Source organism: Actomonas aquatica, from assembly GCF_019679435.2.
Classification (GTDB): Bacteria; Verrucomicrobiota; Verrucomicrobiia; order Opitutales; family Opitutaceae; genus Actomonas; species Actomonas aquatica.
The window spans coordinates 5184092-5204591 of sequence record NZ_CP139781.1 but is presented as its reverse complement, the minus strand read 5'-3'; the positions used below and the strand labels follow the sequence as shown (position 1 = coordinate 5204591).

The following is a 20500-nucleotide window of genomic DNA, read 5'->3' as shown; positions in this document are numbered from 1 at the left end:
GCGGAAAATCAGCTCAATCTTCGACGGTCACCGCCCCGGCCGCGCCCAGCGCGCCGGTCTTCGCGGCCTCGAGCACCAGCTTGCAACGATAGGGTCGCACGTGGCGGATTTTCACCAGCGCCACGCAGCAGATGCCAAATAGGTTGGAGGAATACGCCGCCAACAGGTTGGGCTCGATCAAACCCAAGACCTGAAAAACGAGCGCCGTCGCCGTGCCGCCGATACCGACGTAAAGGCCGCCGTCGAAGAGGTTCTCTTCGTTCTTCATCAGCTCGAGCTTCACCGTCGCCGGCACCTCCAGGCGGCTGATCTCGCCGATCTTGAGCAGGCAGATGAGATACATCGCCACTTGCAGGGTGGCGAACAGGCCGATCGTAAGCAGGGTCGAGGTGTCCATGGTGGTAGAAGGTTTCGTAAGTTCCGCCGAGGTGGTGTCCGTGATGTCAGCCAACACCGGCAGCGCGAAGGTGAATTGAAATTCCGAGGGCGGCGCCGCCCGCAGCAAAAAGGGTTCGGTCGCGGCGATCACCACGCCAGCCGTCAGCACCGCCAACACGCCGCTGGAAAGATGCGGTGAACCGCCGCTCGCCAGTCGCGCCGCCACCGCGCGATCAAGACCGCGAAACAGCAGGAATGCGCCCACCAACATGCCGAGGTATTTCAGCGCGAGCAGCCAGTGCGGATGCAGCAGCCCAAACGCCGCCACCGCACTCAAGGTCGGACCCGCCTCCCGCGAGACCGGCACCTGCCGCGCCACCAGTTGCCGCACCGCCCCTTGCCCCGCCGCCAGCGCCAGGCGCAAATCGGCTAGGCCCTGCCGTCCATAGCGTATCAAGTAAGTGGCGACAGGATCGGCCGCATCCGCCGCCATCGCCGCCGCATACACGCTGGCGAGGTCCTCCGTCGCCACCCGACTCAGGTGGGCAAACTCCGCCACCGTCTGCACGCTGTCGACCATCCGCAGCAGCTCCGTGAGCTGGATCCAGTTGAGGCGCTTACCCAGCGAGAGCAGGTCGAGAAAGAAGGGTTCGATTTCGGTGAGGTCATCCGCCACCGCCGCCCGCTCCGCGAGATCGCGCACTTCGCGCTGCAAGGAATCCGACAGGTGCTCGCCCTGATACAACAGCGCCGCCAGCAGGATGGTCGCATCCAGCGCCTGTCCACCCGGTCGCATCGCCGGCACAAACTGCTGCGCGCGATCGATCAGCCGCAGCTCCAGCATCGCCCGCACGCCCGCCGAGCGTGAGTTGCGCAAAAACCCCGCCAAATCCGCCCGCGCCTCGCGCCGCACAAAAAACGCCAGCACCGGCGTCGAGTCCGGCCGCCCGAGCGTGTCGGTGCGATCCACCAACGGCTCCAAAAACGGATCCCACCCGCCCCACGGCACCAACTCCGGCTGCCGTTCTGCCTCGCGAGCCAGCGCGGCTTCAAGGGCGGCCACCGCTGTCGGATCCGCCTCGACCACCCGCGCCGCATCGCGCACCAGCGTGGCTGGTCCGAGTTTTTCCCGGGCGAGCAGCTCCTGCCCGACCTCCACCACCGTCGGGGTGCCCCGACCAGCCTCGCGCACCAGCGCACTCGGCAGCGCGAGCAGGTTGACCGGCAGCATCCACGCGCCCGCCGCCAGCAGGAGGCCACCCAGCACCATGGCGAGGGCCACCCAGCGAGGGTTGGACGCGGACGACGTTGAGCTCATGCGAAACGGACTATCGAGTTGCGGCGCACCGGACGCAAACTCACCTTTGCCTGCTTCAAGACCCATGGTTCTCCCGATAGTTCACTACAACGATCCCGTTCTGCGCACCAAAGGCGCGCCGGTCACCACCTTCGATGCCGAGCTCGCCACGCTCGCCCGCGACATGGTTGAAACCATGCACGGCGCCAATGGCATCGGCCTCGCCGCCCAACAAATTGGTAAGGCCATCCAGTTTTGCGTGGTCGACCTCGCTCGCGCCGACCGCGACTTCGACTGGGAGCTCGACGGCGCCAAACCGCCCCTCGAACTCATCATGCCGATGAGCCTCGCCAACCCCAAGATCGAGATCCTGGAGGGCGACGACACTATCTACGAGGAGGGCTGCCTGTCCTTCCCCGGCATCAACGGCGACGTCGTGCGTCCCGATGAGATCCGCGTCACCTATCAGGATGCCGGCGGCGTGCCCCACACCCTCATCTGCAACGGCCTCTTCTCGCGTTGCATCCAGCACGAAGCCGATCACCTCAACGGCACCCTCTTCATCGATCGCATGACCAAAAAGGTCCGCCAGTCGATCGACCGCGAAATCAAAGACCTCGCCAAACAAACCCGCGAGTCCGCCGAACAGGCTTAGTTGTTCAACCACGAATGGACACGAAAGGCTTCACTACCGTTTCGCTTCAATGGCACCCTTTGCCAACGAAGCGGTAGCGGAGTTCTTCGTGTCCATTCGTGGTTAAAAACCCTTCCCCGATATGAGTTCCAGCGACGGCATGACCTACGCCCCAAAGGGCAAACCCTCTCCCGTGGTGCAACCCGGCGAATTCACCTTCGCCACCGTGCATCTCGATCACGGCCACATCTACGGCCAGACCAACGGCCTCATCGAGGCCGGGGCCGAACTCAAATGGGTTTACGATCCCGATCCCGCCAAGGTCGAAGCCTACTGTAAACAATACCCGCAGGCCCGCGTCGCCCGTTCGCTCGACGAGGTGCTGGAGGATGAGTCCGTGCAACTCGTCTCCGCCGCCGCCATCCCCAATCTGCGCGGCGACCTCGGCTGTCAGGTCATGCGCGCCGGCAAGGACTACTTCACCGACAAAACGCCCTTCACCGCCTTCGACCAATTTGAACGCGCCAAGCAGGTCGTGGCTGAAACCGGACGCAAATACGCCGTCTATTTCAGCGAACGCCTCCACGTGGAGAGCGCCATGTATGCGACCGACCTGATCAAAGACGGCGCCATCGGCCGAGTCATCCAGGTGCTCGGCCTCGGCCCCCATCGCCTCAACGCGCCGTCCCGCCCCGACTGGTTCTTCAAGAAGGAGCAATACGGCGGCATCCTCTGCGATATCGGCAGCCACCAATTCGAGCAGTTCCTCACCTTCTCGGGCGCGACCGACGCCACCGTCAGCCACGCCGCCATCGCCAACTACAACCATCCCGATCACCCCGAGCTCGACGACTTCGGTGAGGCCAACCTCGTGGGCAACAACGGCGCTACCAACTACGTGCGCGTCGACTGGTTCACGCCCGACGGCCTGCGCACCTGGGGTGACGGCCGCATGATCATCCTCGGCACCGACGGCTACATCGAGTTGCGCAAATACGTCGACGTCGGCCGCGAGCCGCATGTCGCGGATCAGGTGTTTCTCGTCGACCAGAAGGGCGAGCATCACTTCGACGTCACCGGCAAGATCGGCTACCGCTTCTTCGGCGAACTCATCCTGGACTGCCTCCACCGCACCGAGAAAGCGATGACCCAGGATCACATCTTCACCGCCGCCCGCCTCTGCCTCGAAGCCCAGGCTCAAGCCAAGGTCATCACGAGCTGAGGGTGGCCGCGTCACCCACTCATCGTCGACGGCGGAATCGGATTCCGGCTCTCCTGTTCGGCGCCTTCGCCATCACGGTCGCATTGGCGACCATTCGCCACGTGCCAGCTGACCATGAAGCCGTGCACTATCGGCGCTTGGCTGGCGGCACCGACCTGGGCGCCACGTTGCGGCCGGGTTGGCATATCATTCCACCGTGGGACCGACTCTTCTCCTATGCGCTCACGCCGCCCATCCTGAACGGCCGACTCCGCGTCGTCGATGTCGAAGGGCGCACTCTCCTCCAAACCTACCAACTTACCTATCATCCGGAGCCTGCGAAACTCCCGCAGCTGCACCAACAGCTTGGCCCCAACTACGCTGCCATACTCGTGCGTCCGGAGCTGGAAAGGCTGCTGCGCACCACCAGCGACCAACCCAGCAGCGAGGAGCGCCTCGCCGCCGCTCTCGCCAATCGGCTCCACCCTCACGGTGTGATCGTCGACCGCCTGGTCCTCGGCCCCTGAGCGTAATATTCTTTTCCGCGTAAACGGTATCCGCCCTGCTTTGGTCTGCGGCACCATGCCGCTCCCTGACCACCTTGAACTCCTGCACGATGGCGAGGCCATCGACGCCGCCCTCACCAAGCTCGCCGCCGAAATGGACACCTGGGCCGAGGGCGCCGAGGCGCGCACCGGCAAGATGTTGCTCGCGATCTGTGTCCTGCGCGGTGGCGTATTTTTCTTCTCCGAGCTCCTGCTCAAAATGCAGCGCTCGGTCGAACCGGCCTTCTGCCGGGCGTATGCCTACAATAAAACCGAAAACGGCGCGCCGCTGGACAAGATGTTCGTCGATTGGCAGGGACTGGATCCGGTCGGTCGTGAAGTGATGCTGGTCGACAACATCTGTGACAGCGGCCGCACGCTGCTGCACGTCGACGGCTGGTTACGCATGCAAGGCGTGCGCCGGGTGCGTTCGGTGACGATGATGCACCGTCTCCGCGACGACGCGGTGGCGAAGCCCGAGATCACCGGCTACACCTACGCCGGCGACGAATGGCTGGTCGGCTACGGCATGCGCGACGCCGCCGCCAAAAGCATGAACACGCGCTGGATCGCCCGAGCCTAAGGGGTCAATCTTATATTCTTGAATCCCTGCCCTTAGCGCCCCTCACGCGCCGCGCGCTGCGCTTCTTTCCGATCTGCCTTCGACGCGTAGCGATGCTGCGGACAATACGGCAGCGGCGCTCGTTCCTCCGCCCGCAGCGATTGCTGCAACGCGACCAGTTCGTCGACCCATCGCGCCCGCTCCTCCAGTGACACCCGCTGCAGACGGTAGCGTAAGTTCTCCGCAACGCGATGCCCGGCTTCCATCCCTGCCACCGCTACGGAAAAATGGCCACCGTGATGGGGATGACTACCCGCGTCGGAGACTCTGAAGTCACTGAGCAACGTGGATTCGCTCGCAATCTCGTCGGGCGAAATCGTCAAAACCATGCGAGCCCACGCGTTGCGGTGCGCAGCGCGATAGGCGGGATCGTTCAGCATCGCCTCCGCTTTCGCCCGCGTCGCCGGATCAGCGGCTTTCGCCAACGCGGTGCCGACCTTTGGTGGCGGGTAATCCAAATCGAGCGGATCCGCCACCACGACTACGGCACTGCCGCAGACGGCACCGATCAATGCAAGGACACCACGCAACGAAAGCATGCGTCGACTAAGCACCCGAGCTTCCGTGAAGACAATTGCCAATCCCTTGCACCCTGCGAGGCGCTGGCACCCGACCGGCGCACTCATCGGTGCGCCGGAGACAAGGTTCAGAGCAGGTCCGCCGCGAGTTCGGCCAGCTTGGAGCGCTCGCCTTTCGATAGCTTCACGTGCGCCGAGATGGAGTGGCCCTTCATGCGATTGTGGCAGTAGACGAGACCGTTGCTGCGCGAATCGACGTAGGGATTGTCGATCTGCGCCGGATCGCCAATGAGCACAATTTTGGAGCCTTCCGAGATGCGGGTGATCACCGTCTTCACTTCGTGCGGCGTGAGCTGTTGGGCTTCGTCGAGGATGAAGAAACGACGGGCGATCGAGCGGCCGCGGATGAAGCACAGTGCCTCGATCTCGACGACGCCGCTGTTGATCAGCTTCTCGTAGGGCTTCATCGGCGCGGCGATGCCAGTGCCCGCTTCCATGGGGGCCTCGGGCAATTTGCGCACCTTTTTCTTCGCCACTTTCTTGGCTGCAAACTGCGGGTCCTTCGGCGGCTTCGATGGCATCAACACCTCGAGCGCATCGTAGTAGGGTTGCAGCCACGGCTTCATCTTCTCCTCCAACGAACCGGGGAGGAAACCAATGTCTTTGCCCAACGAAATCACCGGGCGCGAAATCGACACGCCGTCGTAGCGACCGTGATCGTCCAAAGTCTGCGTGATCGCGCAGGCGGTGGAGATGAGCGTTTTGCCCGTGCCCGCCTTTCCGAAGCAGGTGATCAACGAAATCGAGTCGTCCATCAGCGCGTCCATGAAGAACTGCTGCTCCAGATTGCGGGCCCGAATCGGGATGCCGCCGGGGGCTTTGACAAACTCAGGAATGCGCAGGCGCCGCACCTGGCCTTTGCCGATGTGGCGGGCCGGCATGGTCTTGTCCTCATCGGAGCGCAGCAGGACGTATTCGTTGATCTCCAACGGCGGCTGACTCTCCATCGTCTCGCCGACGTCGAGGTGCCCTTCGGAGCAAAAGCGTTGGAGTTCGTAAATGGTGACGGGCACCTCGCGGTAGCTCATCTCCTCGTCATCGATCTCCGGCACCTTGTCGTTGAGGTAGTCCTGCGACTCGAGACCGACCGCACGCGCCTTCAGCTGCACATTCACGTCCTTGGTGACGAGGATGGTGGGAGGCGTGTATTTTTCCTGCACAAAGAGGGCACACGCGATGATGCGGTTGTCCTTTTTGTGCGGGTCCTGCAGCACGGCCTTGAGGCGCTGCATCGCCGGGGAGGAGTAGTCGCCGGTCTCGTGGTAACGATTGATCACCACCGAGAGCGTGCCGCCGGTATCCAGCGTGACGCCTTCTTCCATCGACCTTTTGTCGGGCAACAATTCCTGCAGGAGCCTATGCACCCTGCGGGCGTTGCGACCGCGCTCGGTCGACTGTTCGGTTTTTATTCGATCGAGCTCCTCCAGAACCTCTACCGGGATGGCGAGGTTGTTGTCCTCAAACTTAAAAATCGACTGGGGGTCGTGTAGGAGGACGTTGGTGTCGAGAACGAAGGTCTTGGGGGTTACCCGAGGTTTTTTCGTTCTGGATGGAGCTGAGACAGTCTTACTGCTCGGAGTCGCCATTTATTGGGAATAACCTGTGAACAACTCATCCCGAGATGTAAACGGGGAATGGTTCTGAGGCGTATTATTTTTGCTGTTACAGCCCCGCGACTTTCGTAACTCCCTCTCCCCCAAAAGGGTGGGGCGGACCGCCTACCCCAGTGCAGTCCGCCCCTTGGATTTCTTTTGAACCCAGCTCCTGCCTCGCAGCAGGAACGGTTGAAACCATACCTCCCCTCTTCGGCCCAGCCGCCGAGCGACTTTAAGAAAAACCTCTTCCCTCTCAGGCGTAAGGCTGGCGGTTCGACCGCTTCTTGGGTCGCGGCTCCACCCACAGGCGCAGCCAATACTCGGCCAGGTTGCGCATACTCGAGGGGCCCAACCCGAAGCGGTCTTTCAGGTCCCGGAACGGCGAAACCACCGCGGCCCGCTCTTCAAAATAGCGCCACAATTCCTCCGCCAATCGAGCCGCCGCCACATGTTCATCGGGCTCCGCCGCAGCCGTCGCCTTCACCTTATCCACCCAAAAGCGACGCTCCTCCGGATTCTCCTCCACGTAGTCACTTACCATCTGCTCGCTGCGGTTTAAACTCATGCGCCGACAGCCATCGCCAGCCATCGCCGCGTTTTCAAACGCAAACCCGTCACGCGCCATCATTGCAATGTGCGCCCGCCCGCGCCTAGCCTGACCGCACCATGTGGTCCAAACTCAAGGAACAGCTCCCCGCCATCGTCCTGACCATCTTGCTCATCGGGGGACTGGCCTACTGGTTGCACACCGAAACCGTGCGACAAATGAGCGCGCAACAGGACGCCGAACTCGTCGCTCTGCGCGAGCAAACCCAAGCTCAACTCCAAGCCGCCGCCGCCGAAACCCGGCAGCAGATCGACGAGATGAACACCTTCCTCCGCGACGCGATCAAGAGCCGCCAGTCCGACCTCTTGCTCAGCGACGAGGAATTCGCCTCCGCGCAACAGACCCGAGTCGACCAGATCGCTGCCGCCGTTGCCGACCGCATCCAGCCCTACGGTCAACTCCCCCAATCCGCCGCCGAAGCCGCCCAGCAGGAGGACGCCCAGATCGAACGTGTCTCCGACCGCCTCACCGATCGGATTCGCCCGCTCCTCGCCCAGCTCTCCGACGATCAGGCCGCCAACCGGGTTATCCTCGAACGCATTTCGGAAGAGATTTCCAACCAACTTTCCGTCGTGCTCACCAGTGAGTTGGCCAAGAACCAGACCCTGAACAACAACCTCGCCGAGTCCCAGGCCATCGCCCGCGATTCACTCGGTCTCTCCCAGGAATTGGCCGCCCTCTATCTTTCGTCCTTCGAGGACAAGGGCATCCTCACCCGCATCCTCACCCTGCCCGCCGGCGTCATCAAAGACGCCTCCCAACTCAGCATCGTGAACAGCCGCGAACGGGCGAAAAAGGAGGAGGAACTCCTCGGCCGCCTCGCCGAATTCCAGACCCGCCTCGAGGAACTGCAGGCCAAGGCGCCCGGCAGCGTCGACTGACGTCCATCCCATCCCCGCCCCCGCCTTTTCCCCGCCGCCGCTCTCCACCACATCGGCGTGAGGCGGCGGCGTTTTTGCTTTGCGCGCTCGGCCGGGTCGCTTCCCTTGGCCCATGCGAATTCGTTCCTCCCTTCTTCTCGGTGCTGTCGCGCTCACCGGTGCTCTCCTCCTGGCCGGCTGCGGCAAACGCGAGACCCCCGTCGATATCGGCAACCGCGAGCAGATCTTCCACCTCGGCAACCTTTCCGAGCCCACCGACCTCGATCCGCAGATCATCAGTAGCCTGCAGGACTTCCAGATCGTGATCGGCCTCTTCGAAGGGCTCACCAGCTATAATCCCAGCACGGCCGAACCCGTGCCCGGCGTCGCCACCCATTGGGAGTCCTCCGCCGACGCCAAGACCTGGACCTTCCACCTGCGCCCCGAAGCCAAGTGGTCCAACGGCGATCCGGTCACCGCGCACGACTTCGTCTGGTCCTACCAGCGCGTGCTCTCCCCCGCGCTCGGTTCGGAATACGCCGCCATGCTCTTCTGTCTCAAGAACGCTCGCGACTACCTCAGTGGCGAGGTCGACGACTTCAGCGAGGTCGGCGTGAAAGCCCTCGACGATCACACCCTGCAACTCTCGCTCGACTACCCGGTGCCCTACCTGCCCGGCATGGTCGCCCACGCCGTCTGGTATCCAATTCATCGTGACACCATCCTCGCCCACGGCGACTTCGCCCAGCGCGGCACCCGCTGGACCCGCCCGGGCAATCTGGTCGGCAACGGTCCCTTTGTCCTGACGGAATGGATACCGAACCAGATCATCACCCTCAGCCGCAACGAGCTCTATTGGGACAACGCCAACGTCATCCTCAACCAGGTGAACTTCTACCCCATCGAGAACTCCGCCACCGAGGAGGCCGCCTTCCGCTCCGGTCAGCTGCACGCCACCGTCACCATCCCGCAGGCCAAGATCGCCGTCTACAAAAACGACCCGGAGCGGAGCCACCTCCTGAAGCAATACCCGCAGCTCGCGACCTATTTCTACCGCCTCAACGTCGACCGTCCCCCGCTCAACGATCCGCGCGTGCGCCGCGCGCTTTCGATGACGGTGAACCGCCAGCAGATCATCGACGCGGTCGCGCGCGGCGGCCAGATGCCCGCCTTCTCGCTCACCCCGCCCGACACCGCTGGCTACACGCCGCCCAAGGTCATCAACTATGATCCGGAAGCCGCCCGCGCCTTGCTCGCCGAAGCCGGTTTCCCCGGCGGCGAGGGATTCCCCAAGATGGAGCTGCTCTACAACACCAGCGACGGTCACCGCGCGCTCGCCGAAGCCCTGCAGCAGATGTGGCGCAAGGAGCTCGGTATCGACATCGGCCTCTACAACCAGGAGGCCAAGGTCTGGAACGACACCATGCGCGAGAAGAACTACGACATCGCCCGCTACGCCTGGGTCGGTGACTACCTCGACGCCTCCACCTTCCTCGATCTCATGACGAGCGAGAACGGCAACAACCAGACCAACTGGAGCAACGCCGCCTACGACGAACTCATCGAACGCTCCCGCTCCACCATCGACAAGGCCGCTCGCTTCGAGCTCTACCGCCAGGCCGAGGCCATCCTCATGGAGGACTCCCCCATCGTGCCGCTCTACTACTACACCAACAACCAGCTGCAGCGTCCCGAGCTCAAGGGTTTCGAGGGCAACCTCCTCGACATTCACCCGCTCAACCGGGTCTACCTCGAGGCGTCGCAGTAAACCAGTCGGCCGACGCCCCCTCCTGCCATTCGCACTAAAAAAGCGGCACCGATTTCGGTGCCGCTTTTTCGTGGTCAAATTCCTGTATTCAGGAACTGGATTCGTCGGCCGCATCCGCCGGCTTGGCCGCGGCCTTGGGCGCGGGCTGGCTGCCCAGCTTGCCGAGATACTCCGGCAGCTCGACACCGACGTTGCGGGTGATTTCGTGCAGCGGCGGCAACGCGCCCACCAGGCCGGACAGGAAGTTGGTCGTGCTGCTCTTGCCGTCGGCGCCCTTGCCGCTGTCCCAGACCGTGACCTTGTCGATCTTGAGATTCTGGATCGCCTTGACCTGCTCCTCGACGAGCCGCGGCAGTTGCTCGATGACGAGCATGAGCTGAGCCTGCTCCTCGCTGCTGAAGGACGAGACGAGTTCGGCAAAACCCTTGGCCTTGTTCTTGAGCAAGGCCTCCACGCCTTCGGCCTCGGCCAGCATCTTCAAACGCTGACCATCCGCTTCCGCGGTGAGGCGGAAGCGCAGACCATCGGCTTCGGCCTGCTTCACGGCCTTGAGACCATCGGCCTCCGCCTGCTTCTGCAGACGCACCGCATCGGCCTCACCCTTTTGAATGCGGCGCACCGCCTCGGCTCTCGCTTCGGCGTCGACGATCGCTTTGTCGCGATCGACCTCGGCCGGCACGATCACGTTGGCTTCCTGAGTGGCCTTTTCTTTGATCGCGCGCTGCTTTTCCGCCGCCTCTTCGGCGACGTAGGAATCCTTCAGGGCGGTGGCCTGCGCCACCTTTTCCGACGTGACCGCCATCCGTTCGGCTTCTGCTTCCTTCACGCGACGACTAGCGTGGGAATTGGCCACCGTCACTTTGGCAGCGTTTTCACCCTCGGTTGCCACGGCATCGGCTTCGGCCACGCGCACACGCTGGTCGCGCTGCGCTTCAGCCGCACCGATGTCACCGTCGCGATGGGCTTGCGCCACCTTCACCTTGGCTTCGGCGATGGCCTTCGAAGCGGCCTCCTGACCGAGCGCATCGATGTAGCCCGAAGCATCGGTGATGTCCTGCACGTTCACGTTGATGAGACGCAGACCGACCTTCTTGAGTTCGACCTCCACGCCCATGGAAATGTTGGCGATCAACTTGTCGCGGTCGGCGTTGATTTCCTCGATGTCCATCGTGGCGATGACCACGCGCATCTGGCCGAAGATGATGTCCTTCGCCAGTTCCTTGATTTCCGCGAGACCCAGCCCCAACAGACGCTCGGCGGCGTTCTCCATCACGCCCGGTTCGGTCGAAATACCGACCGTGAACGTGGACGGCGTGTTGACGCGGATGTTCTGTTTCGAGAGCGCTCCTTCCAACCGGATGTCGATCGGCATCGGGGTGAGGTCGAGGTATTGGTAGCCTTGAATGACCGGCCACACAAAGGCCGCACCACCATGGTAACAGTTGGCGGATTTGCCGCCGGCGATCTTACCATAAACCACCAGCAGGCGGTCCGACGGGCAGCGCTTGTAGCGCGAGGCCGCGGTCACCAGAAAGCCAACGAAGAAGACGATGCCGGCAGCGATGCCGAGCAGGATGGGTAGGTTTAACATAGTTGGATTACGACTAGGACTAGGATGAAGAAAGCGTTGGCGCGGGCGGCGTCTCACGGAGCGATTCCACCACGAAGGAGGTCTCGCCAAACATGCCGGTGATGCGGACCTTTTCGCCGGGTTTCACCGCTCCCGGCGTGACCTTGCGGGCACTGGCCGTGCGCAGTCGGCCCTGGATCATAAATTGGATCTGACCGCCGCCGTCCTCGTCGTTACCCGGCAACGTCACATACACCATCGCCTCCTCGCCGATCGCGTTGTGGTAATCGAGGTTGCCCTTCGCCTGCAGGCGCAGCACCTGGCGGATCATGAAATAAACGGCGAACATCACGATCACGCCGACCACCGAGGCCGTGATGATCGCAATCAGCAGACCCAAACCTGCCGTGATCACCGCCGCACCGACCCAGCCGAAACCGAGAAAGAACGCCGACAACGTCTGGCCCGAAATTAGACTGGCACCTGCCGAATCGGCGTCGCCGACCTCCAAATCCAAGTCCAGCGCATCACCGCCCCAGCCCAGCAAAGAGAGGCCGAGCTGCAGCACCGACATCAAAGCCGAGAGCAACCCGATGCCATAAAACACCTGCAGCGCCAGAGAGAGTCCATTCCACCAATCAATCATGATAAACGGGGTTGTTGCGGGTTATAGTAAGCCATCGGCGAAAGCCACAGCCCATAGTGCGGGCAGGTGAACATATCACGGTCGGTATTCACCATGCTGTTACTCTTATGCAGTAAGTTTGTAAATCCCCGTTAGCGAACGATTTTCACTTCCAATGCCCAAAACACCCGCCTCCGCATTGCAAGCCACCTGCACTCATCGTGCTTCTGTAATATTGCCCCGCCGGGGCCATGAATTTCAGTGGAACGCATCACACAACAACCATGCTATTGAATCACTCCCTCTGCCGCCGCCTCCGCGGGGCGTTTATCATGCTCACTTTTGCAGCCGGCAGTCTTCCGAACTTCGCCGCCGAAACGGACGTGAGCTCCAATCCGCTGCTCCAGGATAGTCCCCTACCCTTTGGCTATCCGCAGTTCGACCTGATCAAACCCGAGCACTTCGAACCCGCCTTCGAAGTCGCCATGCAAGCCCAGCGCGACGAGATCGCCGCCATCGCCACCAACCCCGAGCCCGCCACCTTCGAGAATACCATCGTGGCCCTCGAGACCGCCGGCCGACTCCTCGGCCGCATCGATCGCATCTTCTCCAATCTTAACGGCACCATCACCAACGAGGTCTTCGCCGCCGTGGATGCCAAAGTGGCTCCCCTCGAAGCCGCCCTCTACGACGAGCTCTACCTCAACGCCGACCTCTTCGCCCGCGTCGCCGCCATTCACGATCAACTCGACGACCTCGATCTCGATCCCGAATCCCGTCGCCTCACCGAGCAGACCTACACGCGCTTCGTGCGCGCCGGCGCCAAACTCGACGCCGCCGCCAAGGTCCGCATGAGCGAGATCAACGCCGAGCTCGCCACCCTGCGCACCCAGTTCCGCCAGAACGTGCTCGCCGAGGTCAACGCCTCCGCCCTGCTCGTCGACACCGCCGCCGAGCTCGACGGTCTCTCCGCCTCCGCCATTGCCACCGCCGCGCAGGCCGCGACCGACGCCGGTCACGAGGGCAAATATCTCATCGCCCTCCAAAACACCTCCGGCCAGCCCGCCCTCTCCGCCCTCACCAACCGCGACGTGCGCGCCCGCCTCCACGCCGCTTCCCTCGCTCGCGGCACGCGTGGCAACGCCTACGACAACCGCCTGCTCGCCGCCCGCACCGCCAAGCTCCGCGCCGAACGCGCCCAGCTCCTCGGCTACGAAACCTACGCCGCCTACGCCCTCGACGAACGCACCGCCAAGACCGTCGACGCCGTCAACGGCATGCTCGGTCGCCTCGCCCCCGCCGCCGCGGCCAACGTCCAGAAGGAGATCGCCGCCCTGCAGGAAGCCATCGCCGCCGACGGCCAGGACTTCACCCTCGCCGCCCACGACTGGGATTATTACGCCGCCAAGGTTCGCTCCGCGCGCTTCAACTACGACGAAAGCGAGCTGCGTCCCTACCTCGAGCTCAACCGCGTCGTCACCGACGGCGTGTTTTACGCCGCCAACCAGCTCTACGGTCTCACCTTTAAAGAGCGCCCCGACCTGCCCGTCTATCACCCCGACGTGCGCGTCTGGGAGGTGTTTGATGCCGACGGCTCCACCCTCGCCTACTTCATTGGCGATTTTTACGCCCGCCCTTCCAAACGCGGCGGCGCCTGGATGAACAGCTACATGGTGCAGTCCAACCTCCTCGGCGAACACCCCGTCATCGGCAACCACCTCAATGTCGAAAAGCCTGCCGCCGGCGAACCCACCCTGCTCACCTGGGGCCAGACCAACACCCTCTTCCACGAATTTGGCCACGCCCTCCACGGCATGTTCTCCGACGTCACTTACCCGAGCCACGCCGGCACCAGCGTCCCGCGCGATTTCGTCGAGTTCCCCTCGCAGGTGAACGAGATGTGGCGCGACTGGCCGTCCATCCTCGAGCACTACGCGGTGCACTACGAGACCGGCGAGCCGATCCCCGCCGACCTGCTGGCCAAGATCAAGGCCGCCGCGAAATTCAACCAAGGCTTCGGCACCGCCGAATACCTCGCCGCCTCCATGCTCGACCAAGCCTGGCACCAACTCACGCCCGAGCAGGTGCCGACCACCGCCGAGGCCGTGCTCGCCTTCGAAGCGGACGCGCTCGAGATGGCCGGCCTCAACATCGCCGCCGTGCCGCCGCGCTACCGCACCACCTACTTCTCCCACGTGTTCGCGGGCGGGTATTCAGCCGGCTACTACAGCTACATCTGGAGCGAGGTGCTCGATGCCGACAGCGTGGAATGGTTCAAACAAAACGGCGGGCTCACCCGCACCAATGGTGATCACTTCCGCGACACCCTGCTCTCGCGCGGCGAGTCCAAGGATCCGATGGAATTGTTCTCCGACTTCGCCGGCCACGAGCCACGCGTCGAACCGCTGCTCGAACGCCGCGGCCTGACCTCGACCGATTCCAGCGACGAATAAGCGACCAGTTCGTCGCCCCCTCCTTTTGCAGCGCCTCTCCATCCGGAGGGGCGCTTTTTATTTCCCGCATCCCTTATCCCGCATCCCTTATCCCGTATCCCGTATCTCGCATCCCGTATCCCGCATCCCGTATCTCGCATCCCGCACCCAGCGGCAATCATGCGATCCCCGTTGCCTCCGACTCGTCTCATTGCATGTTCCGTGCACTGCGGCTCACCACGGGCTCAGTTGGTGACCTCCCCATGCTCCTGGCCCTTCGCATCCTTCACGGCATCATGGCTGCACTTTTTGTGCTGTCCGCCTTGGTCCAATACAACGACCCCTCCCCGGCGCCGTGGATCCTGCTCTACGCGGCCGCCGCCACCGCGGCTGGGTTTGCCGCCGCTGGGCGCAGCACCAGTTGGCTCGCGCCTGCGCTCATCGTCGTATGCCTCTGGTGGGAGATGTATTACATCCGCCTCGGGGCCTGGCATACGCCCTTCACCGACCTCACCGAGGAGTGGCATATGACCGACCAAACCATCGTTGATGGCCGCGAGTTCTACGCCCTCATCCTCATCGCCTTCTGGATGGCCGTCGTTATGCTCAGCCGACCGCGTTCACGTGCACCGACCGCGGCCGACAATGATGCCTCCAGAGACGCCTGAGCGACTCAACTCTGCCACCATTTTCGCTAGGCCGAAACGGACCCTTCCGTTTGGTGGGGCACTACGCAATTTTCTCCAGTCGCCTGCGATTGACCCTACTTGTTGATCCAAGGTTACTTGTAAGGCTGCACTTCACGCGCCCGACCGAGCCATCGGTCTTTGCTCGTCATGAACCTGATCACCCGCCTCACCCTCATCCTTACCGTCGTCTTCGCCGGTATCGCGATCGCGGTGGGTCTGTCTTATCGCTCGACCAAGCAGAAGATCGAGCTGCTCATCGCCGACCGCACGCAGGAGCACGCCAGCTATTTTCGCAGTGCCGCCAAGCTCCAGAGCGCCGGCCTCAAGAGCCTCGTCGCCAGCTACTCCTGGTGGGATGACATGGTGGCCTTCGTGGCCGAGCCCGATCCCAAGTGGGCTTCGTCCAACATCGACAACATCGTGGGCATGCCCGGCGGCTGCGACGCTCTGTGGGTGCTGAACGACCGCTTCGAATTACTCCACACCATCGATGTGGACTACCGCCACCCACCTTTGCCCTTCACCTCCGCGTCGTTACTCGCGGAACACATCGACTCGAACTACGAGTTCTCTTTCTACACCAACCTCGGCGGCCAAGTCTGGCAAATCTTCGGCGCCGCGATCCAGGACCCCCAGTTTTGGCGTCACGAGACGCCGACCGTGGGCTACATGCTCATCGGCAAACGCTGGGATGAAGCCTGGTTAGTCCAACTCGGCGATCTCAGCCAGACTCGCCTGAGTCTCATGCTCAATCCCGATGGCGTGCCGGAATTTGAGCCGCAAACCACCCGCGCCCGCGCTAACCACGACTTCAGTTTCACGTCGGTTATCAACGGTATCGGCGACACCCCCATCGCCACCGTGCACGGACGTTTTGATGCCACCGCCCTCGAGCAGATGCGCGGGTCGCTTGGCGAACAGGCTCTCATCTTTGCCAGCAGCATCGCCATTCTCGTCGCCCTGCTCGCCATCTTCATCGGTTTCACGGTGGTCCGCCCCCTCGGCCGCATCACCCGCTCCCTCGAATCCCGCAACCCGATTCACCTGGCCGACCTATTGGTGGCAAAATCCGATTTTGGCGAAGTCGCCCGGCTGCTGTCCTCCCAGTTCCGCCAAGGTCGCATGCTGCAGGAAGAGATCCGCCGCCGCATCGCCAGCGCCGACGGCGACGACGACGAAGCCGAACGCGAGAGCAACGAAGCCCTGCGCCTGCGCCTCGCTTCCAACCTCCACGACGGCCCGTTGCAATCGCTCTACGCCGCCGGCCTTAAAATCAGTTCCATGGAAGCCGCCACCACGGCTGGTCGCCCCTCCACCACCTCGCAGCTCGCTGCCATCCGCACCATCCTCACCGAGTGCACGGCCGACCTGCGCAACCTCCTCCTGGACCTCGAACCCGAAGAACTCCGCGACCAGGACCTCGAATCGTCGCTGCAGCGTTTCGAACGCTACATGCAATCCATCTCCCGCCAGTCCGCCCAACTTTCCATCGAGGAAGGCGTGCTCGATGGCCTCTCCCGCGACGCCCAGCTCCACATTTATTACATCACGCGCGAGCTCATCTCCAACGCCGCCCGCCACGCTCGCCCCGAGCACACCTCGCTCTTTCTCCGGCGCGAAGCCGGCTTCCTCGTCATGCGTTGGGAAAACGACGGTTTCGCGCCGCACGAATCGCTCAAGTCCGGCAATGGCCTCCGTAACATCGGCCAACGCATTCAACAGCTCGAGGGCACCTGGACCTATCGCATCCACCGCGGCCGCACCTGGCAGGTCTCCATCGAACTCCCCTTCACCGCTCTCTTCGGCGCCATGAATGTGACCGCGGTCGCCGAACTCGAAGCCGCGCGGCGCAATTCCCGCTCGCCCTTCCCTACCCCGGACTCCTGAGCACCGCCGAGGTTGACCGGTCGCCCCTCGCCCCCCAAGCTCCCGACCCTTCCTCTTACCCTCCGGCCCCTCCTTCCCCCAACCTTCCGAGGGGAACTTTGCCGCTCCGCGACGTTCTCAAACTCATGCCCGCTTCTTTCCGCCTCCCGCGCCTGCTCGTCCTCGCAGCCGGTCTGTGCGCCGCCACCCTCAGTCTGACCGCCCAAGGCTGGACCCCTTCGGCCGATTTCCTCGCCCGCCTCTCCGACGACGAAGAACTCGCGACCGGCGTGCATGAGCTCACCGAGCAGGAACGTGCCAATCTCGACAACTTGGTCGCCTACGAGGTCGCCTCCGCCCGCGCCGGCAACGTTTCCGGTTTCGCCGGCACCTTCTCTTCCCGCCGCAGCACCGCCGAACTCGACGCCACCGGCATCGATCGTCTCAGCGACGAACAACGCGAGCGCCTCGATCAACACATCGCCGGTTACATCGCCGACACGCCGACCGTTCCTTACATCTCCCGCCGCGACCGCAACCGCGCCCGCACCACCGGCGACTCTGCCGCCGACGCCGTCGAGAGCGAAGGCCCGCGCCTCGAAGTCCACGGTTCCGTCACCCTCGAAGTCGGCAGCGTGGGCGGCGAGACCTACTACGGCGGTGAAGTCACCACCGTGATCAGCGACCCCAAAGGCCGTTTCCAAGCCGCCATTTCCTACGGCACCAGCCGCGGTGGCCTGCCTTATTACTACGACCCGCGTTACGACCTGCGACGCGATCGTGGTCTGCTCCCCCCTCGTCGCTAGTCGCCCCGCGACCGGCCTCGTTCACCTCGCGCCTCCCGCTGCCTCCGGCCCGGCCCGCTCGCGCATGGACTCCGCCCCCGAGCAAGATGAATTGGTCGACGACCAATCCCTCATTGCCCAAGCGCAGGACGGCAACGAGACCGCGTTCGGCGAGCTCATGCAGCGCCACTACGAGACCTCGTTTCGCACCGTCTTCGCCATCGTGCGCAACGAGCACGACGCCCGCGATCTGACGCAGGAGGTCTGGGTCAAAGTCTGGCAGCAGCTCGCTCGCTACCGCGGTGACGCCAAGTTCACCACCTGGCTCCACCCCATCGCCACCCGCCGCGCGCTCGACCACCTCCGCAAACGCCGCCGCTGGTTCGATCGTTTCCTGCCTTTCTCCCGCGACGACGAAGACACCGGCGAGACCCACACCTTCACCGAACCCGTCGATGAAGAACCCACCGCGCCCGCGCAGATCGAATCCGCCGAGCGCCACGCCCACTTCGAGGCCATGCTCAACAGCCTGCCTCCAAAACACCGCGCCGTGCTCGCCTTGCGCGAGGTTCAGGGTCTATCCTACGACGAAATCGCCACCGCCGTCGGCATCCGCCGCGGCACCGTCATGTCGCGCCTCTTTCACGCCCGCCGCCTGCTTGCCCAAAAACTCCGCGAATCCCCATGCGATTAGCCCTCTCTCTCCTCTGCCTCGGCGCCCTCCTCTTCAGCGCCGCCGTCCCTACCGCCCACGCCCAGGAACGCGAGAGCGTCAGCGTGCGCGCCATCCTCGTCTCCGCCTCCCGCGAAGCCGGCACCACCGACCGCGCGCTCGCCCGCTACGAGGATACCCTGCGCCGCATCCTGCGCTTCGAAAGCTTTCAGCAACTCGGCTCCGGCCGCGCCCGCCTCTCCGCTCCCGGCTCCGGCTCCGTGCGCCTCGGTCAAGGCCACGAACTCGAGCTGCAGGCGGAATCCTCCAAGGGCGACCGCGTCCGCGTGCAGGTGGAATGGACCGCCAACAACCGCAGCCTCATGCGCACCGGCCTCGTCCTGCGCCCCGGCGTCCCCGCCGTGCTCGGCGGCCCCTCCCGCAACGACCACGAGGTCTACGCCGTGATCCTCATCGCCGATTAAAGAATACCGGCGAAAAAAACTTTCGAATAAACTGAATACGGCTCCACGGGCGTTCGTCCCAATCCGGTGAACTCAACCAAGGAGATCACCATGAAAAAGACCCTCACCCTTCTCACCGTTGCCCTCGCTGCCCTCGCCCTCACCGCTCGTCCCGCCGCCGCTCTCGGCGACAAGGAAGCGGCCATCCTCGGGGGTGTGATCGGCGGCGTCATCCTCGGTGCTGCCATTGACGACGCCCTCGACGGCGACGCCGATGTTTCCTTCGACCTCGCTTACACCACCACCAACTACGGCCATCGCGATCGCGGCCACGGCGATCGTCACGACCGCGACCGCGGCGACCGCTGGGATCGTCGCGACCGGGGCCACGACCGCGGTGACCGCCACTACGACCGTGGCGACCGCCATGATCGCGGCCGCGGCTACTGGACCTACCGCACGGTTAAGGTGTGGATTCCCAAGCGCACTTGGTTCACCTACGACCGCTGGGGCAACCGCACCAAACACTTCGAACGCGGTCACTGGAGCTACCAGCGCGAAAAGGTCTGGGTTCCCACCCGCCGTGGCTGGTAAACTGCTCGCCTAGACCCGCCTCTACCCGCCCTTCCCCCATGAACTGCCGGCAAGTCCAAGACCATCTGATCGCCGCCCGCGACGTCCCCCTCCCGGACGACGTGGCGCGGCAGGTCTCGGCCCACACGGCAGCCTGTCCCGAATGTCAGGCGCTGCAGGCCCAACTGGCCGCCGTCTACACCCACCTGCAGGAAACCGCGGCCCGGGTCCAAGTGCCCGACGCCCAAACCGAATGGCACGCCGTCCGACGCCGCCTGCGTCAACAAAGCGGCACCGCCAAATCCGCCGCCCCCCTCTGGTCCCGTCTGCTGCGCGTTGCCGCCCCGCTCACCGCGGTGGCGGCGGTAGCGTTGGTGGTGATGCAAAACCGCGGTCCCATCCGCACCGAATCCATCGACGTCGCGGCTCCGCTGGCTCGGCAAGCCGCCAAAGTGGCATCCGACGAAACCACCGCCGACTGGCCCGAGATGGAGCAACACTTCGCCTTCGCCGCCCACGCCGAGTTCGTCGAAACCGCCAACGAAGAGGCCAGTCCCTTCGTCTACGTCGACGACGAAAGCGGCTGGCTCATCGTCTGGGCCAGCGACCCCGACGACGCCGCCTCGATCTGAGCAACTTCCGAGGATCGTGATCGAGGAAGGGGCGAATCGCGGAGCCCGCTCTTGACCACTGACTCGCGTCGCGCGAGCAATGAAGGACTGGCTGGCCACCACTACCCTTCATTCATGCTTCCGCCTC

At 63.7% G+C, this 20500-nt stretch carries 20 protein-coding genes; 14 read left to right on the top strand and 6 right to left on the bottom strand.

Annotated features, from left to right (window positions below; genetic code table 11):
- Nucleotides 1–13: 13 nt before the first annotated feature.
- Nucleotides 14–1696, bottom strand: a complete 1683-nt coding sequence (locus tag K1X11_RS19885; protein ID WP_324726032.1) for a hypothetical protein — start codon at nucleotides 1694–1696, stop codon at nucleotides 14–16.
- Nucleotides 1697–1760: 64 nt separating this feature from the next.
- On the opposite strand from K1X11_RS19885, the gene def reads away from it, so the two are divergent.
- From def to K1X11_RS19865, 4 genes are all read left to right on the top strand, one after another.
- Complete coding sequence (gene def, locus K1X11_RS19880; RefSeq protein WP_221029505.1) at nucleotides 1761–2330, top strand: peptide deformylase; 570 nt, start codon at nucleotides 1761–1763, stop codon at nucleotides 2328–2330.
- Between the two features lie 121 nt (nucleotides 2331–2451).
- The gene (locus K1X11_RS19875; protein ID WP_221029506.1) at nucleotides 2452–3531 is read left to right on the top strand and encodes a Gfo/Idh/MocA family protein; all 1080 of its coding nucleotides are present in this window, start codon (nucleotides 2452–2454) and stop codon (nucleotides 3529–3531) included.
- Between the two features lie 101 nt (nucleotides 3532–3632).
- The gene (locus K1X11_RS19870) at nucleotides 3633–4037 is read left to right on the top strand and encodes an SPFH domain-containing protein (protein ID WP_324726031.1); all 405 of its coding nucleotides are present in this window, start codon (nucleotides 3633–3635) and stop codon (nucleotides 4035–4037) included.
- A 55-nt stretch (nucleotides 4038–4092) separates the two neighbouring features.
- The gene (locus K1X11_RS19865) at nucleotides 4093–4638 is read left to right on the top strand and encodes a phosphoribosyltransferase (RefSeq protein ID WP_221029508.1); all 546 of its coding nucleotides are present in this window, start codon (nucleotides 4093–4095) and stop codon (nucleotides 4636–4638) included.
- A 32-nt stretch (nucleotides 4639–4670) separates the two neighbouring features.
- On the opposite strand, the gene K1X11_RS19860 is transcribed toward K1X11_RS19865, so the two are convergent.
- The 3 genes from K1X11_RS19860 to K1X11_RS19850 all read right to left on the bottom strand — a co-directional run bounded on the left by K1X11_RS19860 (nucleotide 4671) and on the right by K1X11_RS19850 (nucleotide 7415).
- Nucleotides 4671–5303 (bottom strand): hypothetical protein, encoded by a 633-nt coding sequence (locus tag K1X11_RS19860; RefSeq protein WP_221029509.1) that lies wholly within the window; start codon nucleotides 5301–5303, stop codon nucleotides 4671–4673.
- A 20-nt stretch (nucleotides 5304–5323) separates the two neighbouring features.
- A complete protein-coding gene (locus tag K1X11_RS19855) occupies nucleotides 5324–6841 on the bottom strand; it encodes a PhoH family protein (RefSeq protein WP_221029510.1) in 1518 nt (505 codons plus the stop codon).
- Nucleotides 6842–7103: 262 nt separating this feature from the next.
- Nucleotides 7104–7415 carry a hypothetical protein gene (locus tag K1X11_RS19850; RefSeq protein WP_221029511.1) on the bottom strand — a complete coding sequence of 104 codons (312 nt, stop codon included), beginning with the start codon at nucleotides 7413–7415 and terminating at the stop codon, nucleotides 7104–7106.
- 101 nt (nucleotides 7416–7516) lie between these two features.
- Here K1X11_RS19850 and K1X11_RS19845 point away from each other — a divergent pair, with 101 nt between their 5' ends.
- Nucleotides 7517–8338 (top strand): hypothetical protein, encoded by an 822-nt coding sequence (locus K1X11_RS19845; protein WP_221029512.1) that lies wholly within the window; start codon nucleotides 7517–7519, stop codon nucleotides 8336–8338.
- Between the two features lie 112 nt (nucleotides 8339–8450).
- Entirely contained in the window at nucleotides 8451–10085 is a 1635-nt protein-coding gene (locus K1X11_RS19840; RefSeq protein WP_221029513.1) for a peptide ABC transporter substrate-binding protein, read from the top strand.
- An 88-nt stretch (nucleotides 10086–10173) separates the two neighbouring features.
- Here the strand turns inward: K1X11_RS19840 and K1X11_RS19835 are convergent, their stop codons facing one another.
- Nucleotides 10174–11676: a flotillin family protein gene (locus K1X11_RS19835; RefSeq protein ID WP_221029514.1), complete on the bottom strand. Its 1503-nt coding sequence runs from the start codon at nucleotides 11674–11676 to the stop codon at nucleotides 10174–10176.
- A 19-nt stretch (nucleotides 11677–11695) separates the two neighbouring features.
- Complete coding sequence (locus K1X11_RS19830) at nucleotides 11696–12301, bottom strand: hypothetical protein (protein ID WP_221029515.1); 606 nt, start codon at nucleotides 12299–12301, stop codon at nucleotides 11696–11698.
- A 263-nt stretch (nucleotides 12302–12564) separates the two neighbouring features.
- On the opposite strand from K1X11_RS19830, the gene K1X11_RS19825 reads away from it, so the two are divergent.
- The 8 genes from K1X11_RS19825 to K1X11_RS19790 all read left to right on the top strand — a co-directional run bounded on the left by K1X11_RS19825 (nucleotide 12565) and on the right by K1X11_RS19790 (nucleotide 20373).
- Nucleotides 12565–14733: a M3 family metallopeptidase gene (locus tag K1X11_RS19825; protein ID WP_221029516.1), complete on the top strand. Its 2169-nt coding sequence runs from the start codon at nucleotides 12565–12567 to the stop codon at nucleotides 14731–14733.
- Between the two features lie 242 nt (nucleotides 14734–14975).
- The gene (locus tag K1X11_RS19820; RefSeq protein ID WP_221029517.1) at nucleotides 14976–15380 is read left to right on the top strand and encodes a transmembrane 220 family protein; all 405 of its coding nucleotides are present in this window, start codon (nucleotides 14976–14978) and stop codon (nucleotides 15378–15380) included.
- A 168-nt stretch (nucleotides 15381–15548) separates the two neighbouring features.
- Complete coding sequence (locus K1X11_RS19815; protein WP_221029518.1) at nucleotides 15549–17288, top strand: sensor histidine kinase; 1740 nt, start codon at nucleotides 15549–15551, stop codon at nucleotides 17286–17288.
- Nucleotides 17289–17413: 125 nt separating this feature from the next.
- On the top strand, nucleotides 17414–18073 hold the full coding sequence (locus K1X11_RS19810) for a hypothetical protein (RefSeq protein WP_221029519.1): 660 nt from the start codon (nucleotides 17414–17416) through the stop codon (nucleotides 18071–18073).
- Nucleotides 18074–18137: 64 nt separating this feature from the next.
- Nucleotides 18138–18746 (top strand): RNA polymerase sigma factor, encoded by a 609-nt coding sequence (locus K1X11_RS19805; protein ID WP_221029520.1) that lies wholly within the window; start codon nucleotides 18138–18140, stop codon nucleotides 18744–18746.
- On the top strand, nucleotides 18737–19189 hold the full coding sequence (locus tag K1X11_RS19800) for a hypothetical protein (protein ID WP_221029521.1): 453 nt from the start codon (nucleotides 18737–18739) through the stop codon (nucleotides 19187–19189). The genes K1X11_RS19805 and K1X11_RS19800 overlap by 10 nt, the downstream gene beginning before the upstream one ends.
- A gap of 90 nt (nucleotides 19190–19279) precedes the next feature.
- Nucleotides 19280–19762: a hypothetical protein gene (locus tag K1X11_RS19795; RefSeq protein WP_221029522.1), complete on the top strand. Its 483-nt coding sequence runs from the start codon at nucleotides 19280–19282 to the stop codon at nucleotides 19760–19762.
- A 38-nt stretch (nucleotides 19763–19800) separates the two neighbouring features.
- On the top strand, nucleotides 19801–20373 hold the full coding sequence (locus tag K1X11_RS19790; protein WP_221029523.1) for an anti-sigma factor family protein: 573 nt from the start codon (nucleotides 19801–19803) through the stop codon (nucleotides 20371–20373).
- The last annotated feature ends 127 nt before the right edge of the window (nucleotides 20374–20500 follow it).

Coding starts and splice junctions, on each gene's coding strand:
- K1X11_RS19805 (WP_221029520.1), top strand. CDS start 18,138: ATGGACTCCGCCCCCGAGCAAGATGAATTGGTCGACGACCAATCCCTC.
- K1X11_RS19875 (WP_221029506.1), top strand. CDS start 2,452: ATGAGTTCCAGCGACGGCATGACCTACGCCCCAAAGGGCAAACCCTCT.
- K1X11_RS19830 (WP_221029515.1), bottom strand. CDS start 12,301: ATGATTGATTGGTGGAATGGACTCTCTCTGGCGCTGCAGGTGTTTTAT.
- K1X11_RS19810 (WP_221029519.1), top strand. CDS start 17,414: ATGCCCGCTTCTTTCCGCCTCCCGCGCCTGCTCGTCCTCGCAGCCGGT.
- K1X11_RS19855 (WP_221029510.1), bottom strand. CDS start 6,841: ATGGCGACTCCGAGCAGTAAGACTGTCTCAGCTCCATCCAGAACGAAA.
- K1X11_RS19850 (WP_221029511.1), bottom strand. CDS start 7,415: ATGAGTTTAAACCGCAGCGAGCAGATGGTAAGTGACTACGTGGAGGAG.
- K1X11_RS19795 (WP_221029522.1), top strand. CDS start 19,280: ATGAAAAAGACCCTCACCCTTCTCACCGTTGCCCTCGCTGCCCTCGCC.
- K1X11_RS19825 (WP_221029516.1), top strand. CDS start 12,565: ATGCTATTGAATCACTCCCTCTGCCGCCGCCTCCGCGGGGCGTTTATC.
- K1X11_RS19845 (WP_221029512.1), top strand. CDS start 7,517: ATGTGGTCCAAACTCAAGGAACAGCTCCCCGCCATCGTCCTGACCATC.
- K1X11_RS19835 (WP_221029514.1), bottom strand. CDS start 11,676: ATGTTAAACCTACCCATCCTGCTCGGCATCGCTGCCGGCATCGTCTTC.
- K1X11_RS19865 (WP_221029508.1), top strand. CDS start 4,093: ATGCCGCTCCCTGACCACCTTGAACTCCTGCACGATGGCGAGGCCATC.
- K1X11_RS19790 (WP_221029523.1), top strand. CDS start 19,801: ATGAACTGCCGGCAAGTCCAAGACCATCTGATCGCCGCCCGCGACGTC.
- K1X11_RS19840 (WP_221029513.1), top strand. CDS start 8,451: ATGCGAATTCGTTCCTCCCTTCTTCTCGGTGCTGTCGCGCTCACCGGT.
- K1X11_RS19885 (WP_324726032.1), bottom strand. CDS start 1,696: ATGAGCTCAACGTCGTCCGCGTCCAACCCTCGCTGGGTGGCCCTCGCC.
- K1X11_RS19815 (WP_221029518.1), top strand. CDS start 15,549: ATGAACCTGATCACCCGCCTCACCCTCATCCTTACCGTCGTCTTCGCC.
- K1X11_RS19820 (WP_221029517.1), top strand. CDS start 14,976: ATGCTCCTGGCCCTTCGCATCCTTCACGGCATCATGGCTGCACTTTTT.
- def (WP_221029505.1), top strand. CDS start 1,761: ATGGTTCTCCCGATAGTTCACTACAACGATCCCGTTCTGCGCACCAAA.
- K1X11_RS19860 (WP_221029509.1), bottom strand. CDS start 5,303: ATGAGTGCGCCGGTCGGGTGCCAGCGCCTCGCAGGGTGCAAGGGATTG.
- K1X11_RS19800 (WP_221029521.1), top strand. CDS start 18,737: ATGCGATTAGCCCTCTCTCTCCTCTGCCTCGGCGCCCTCCTCTTCAGC.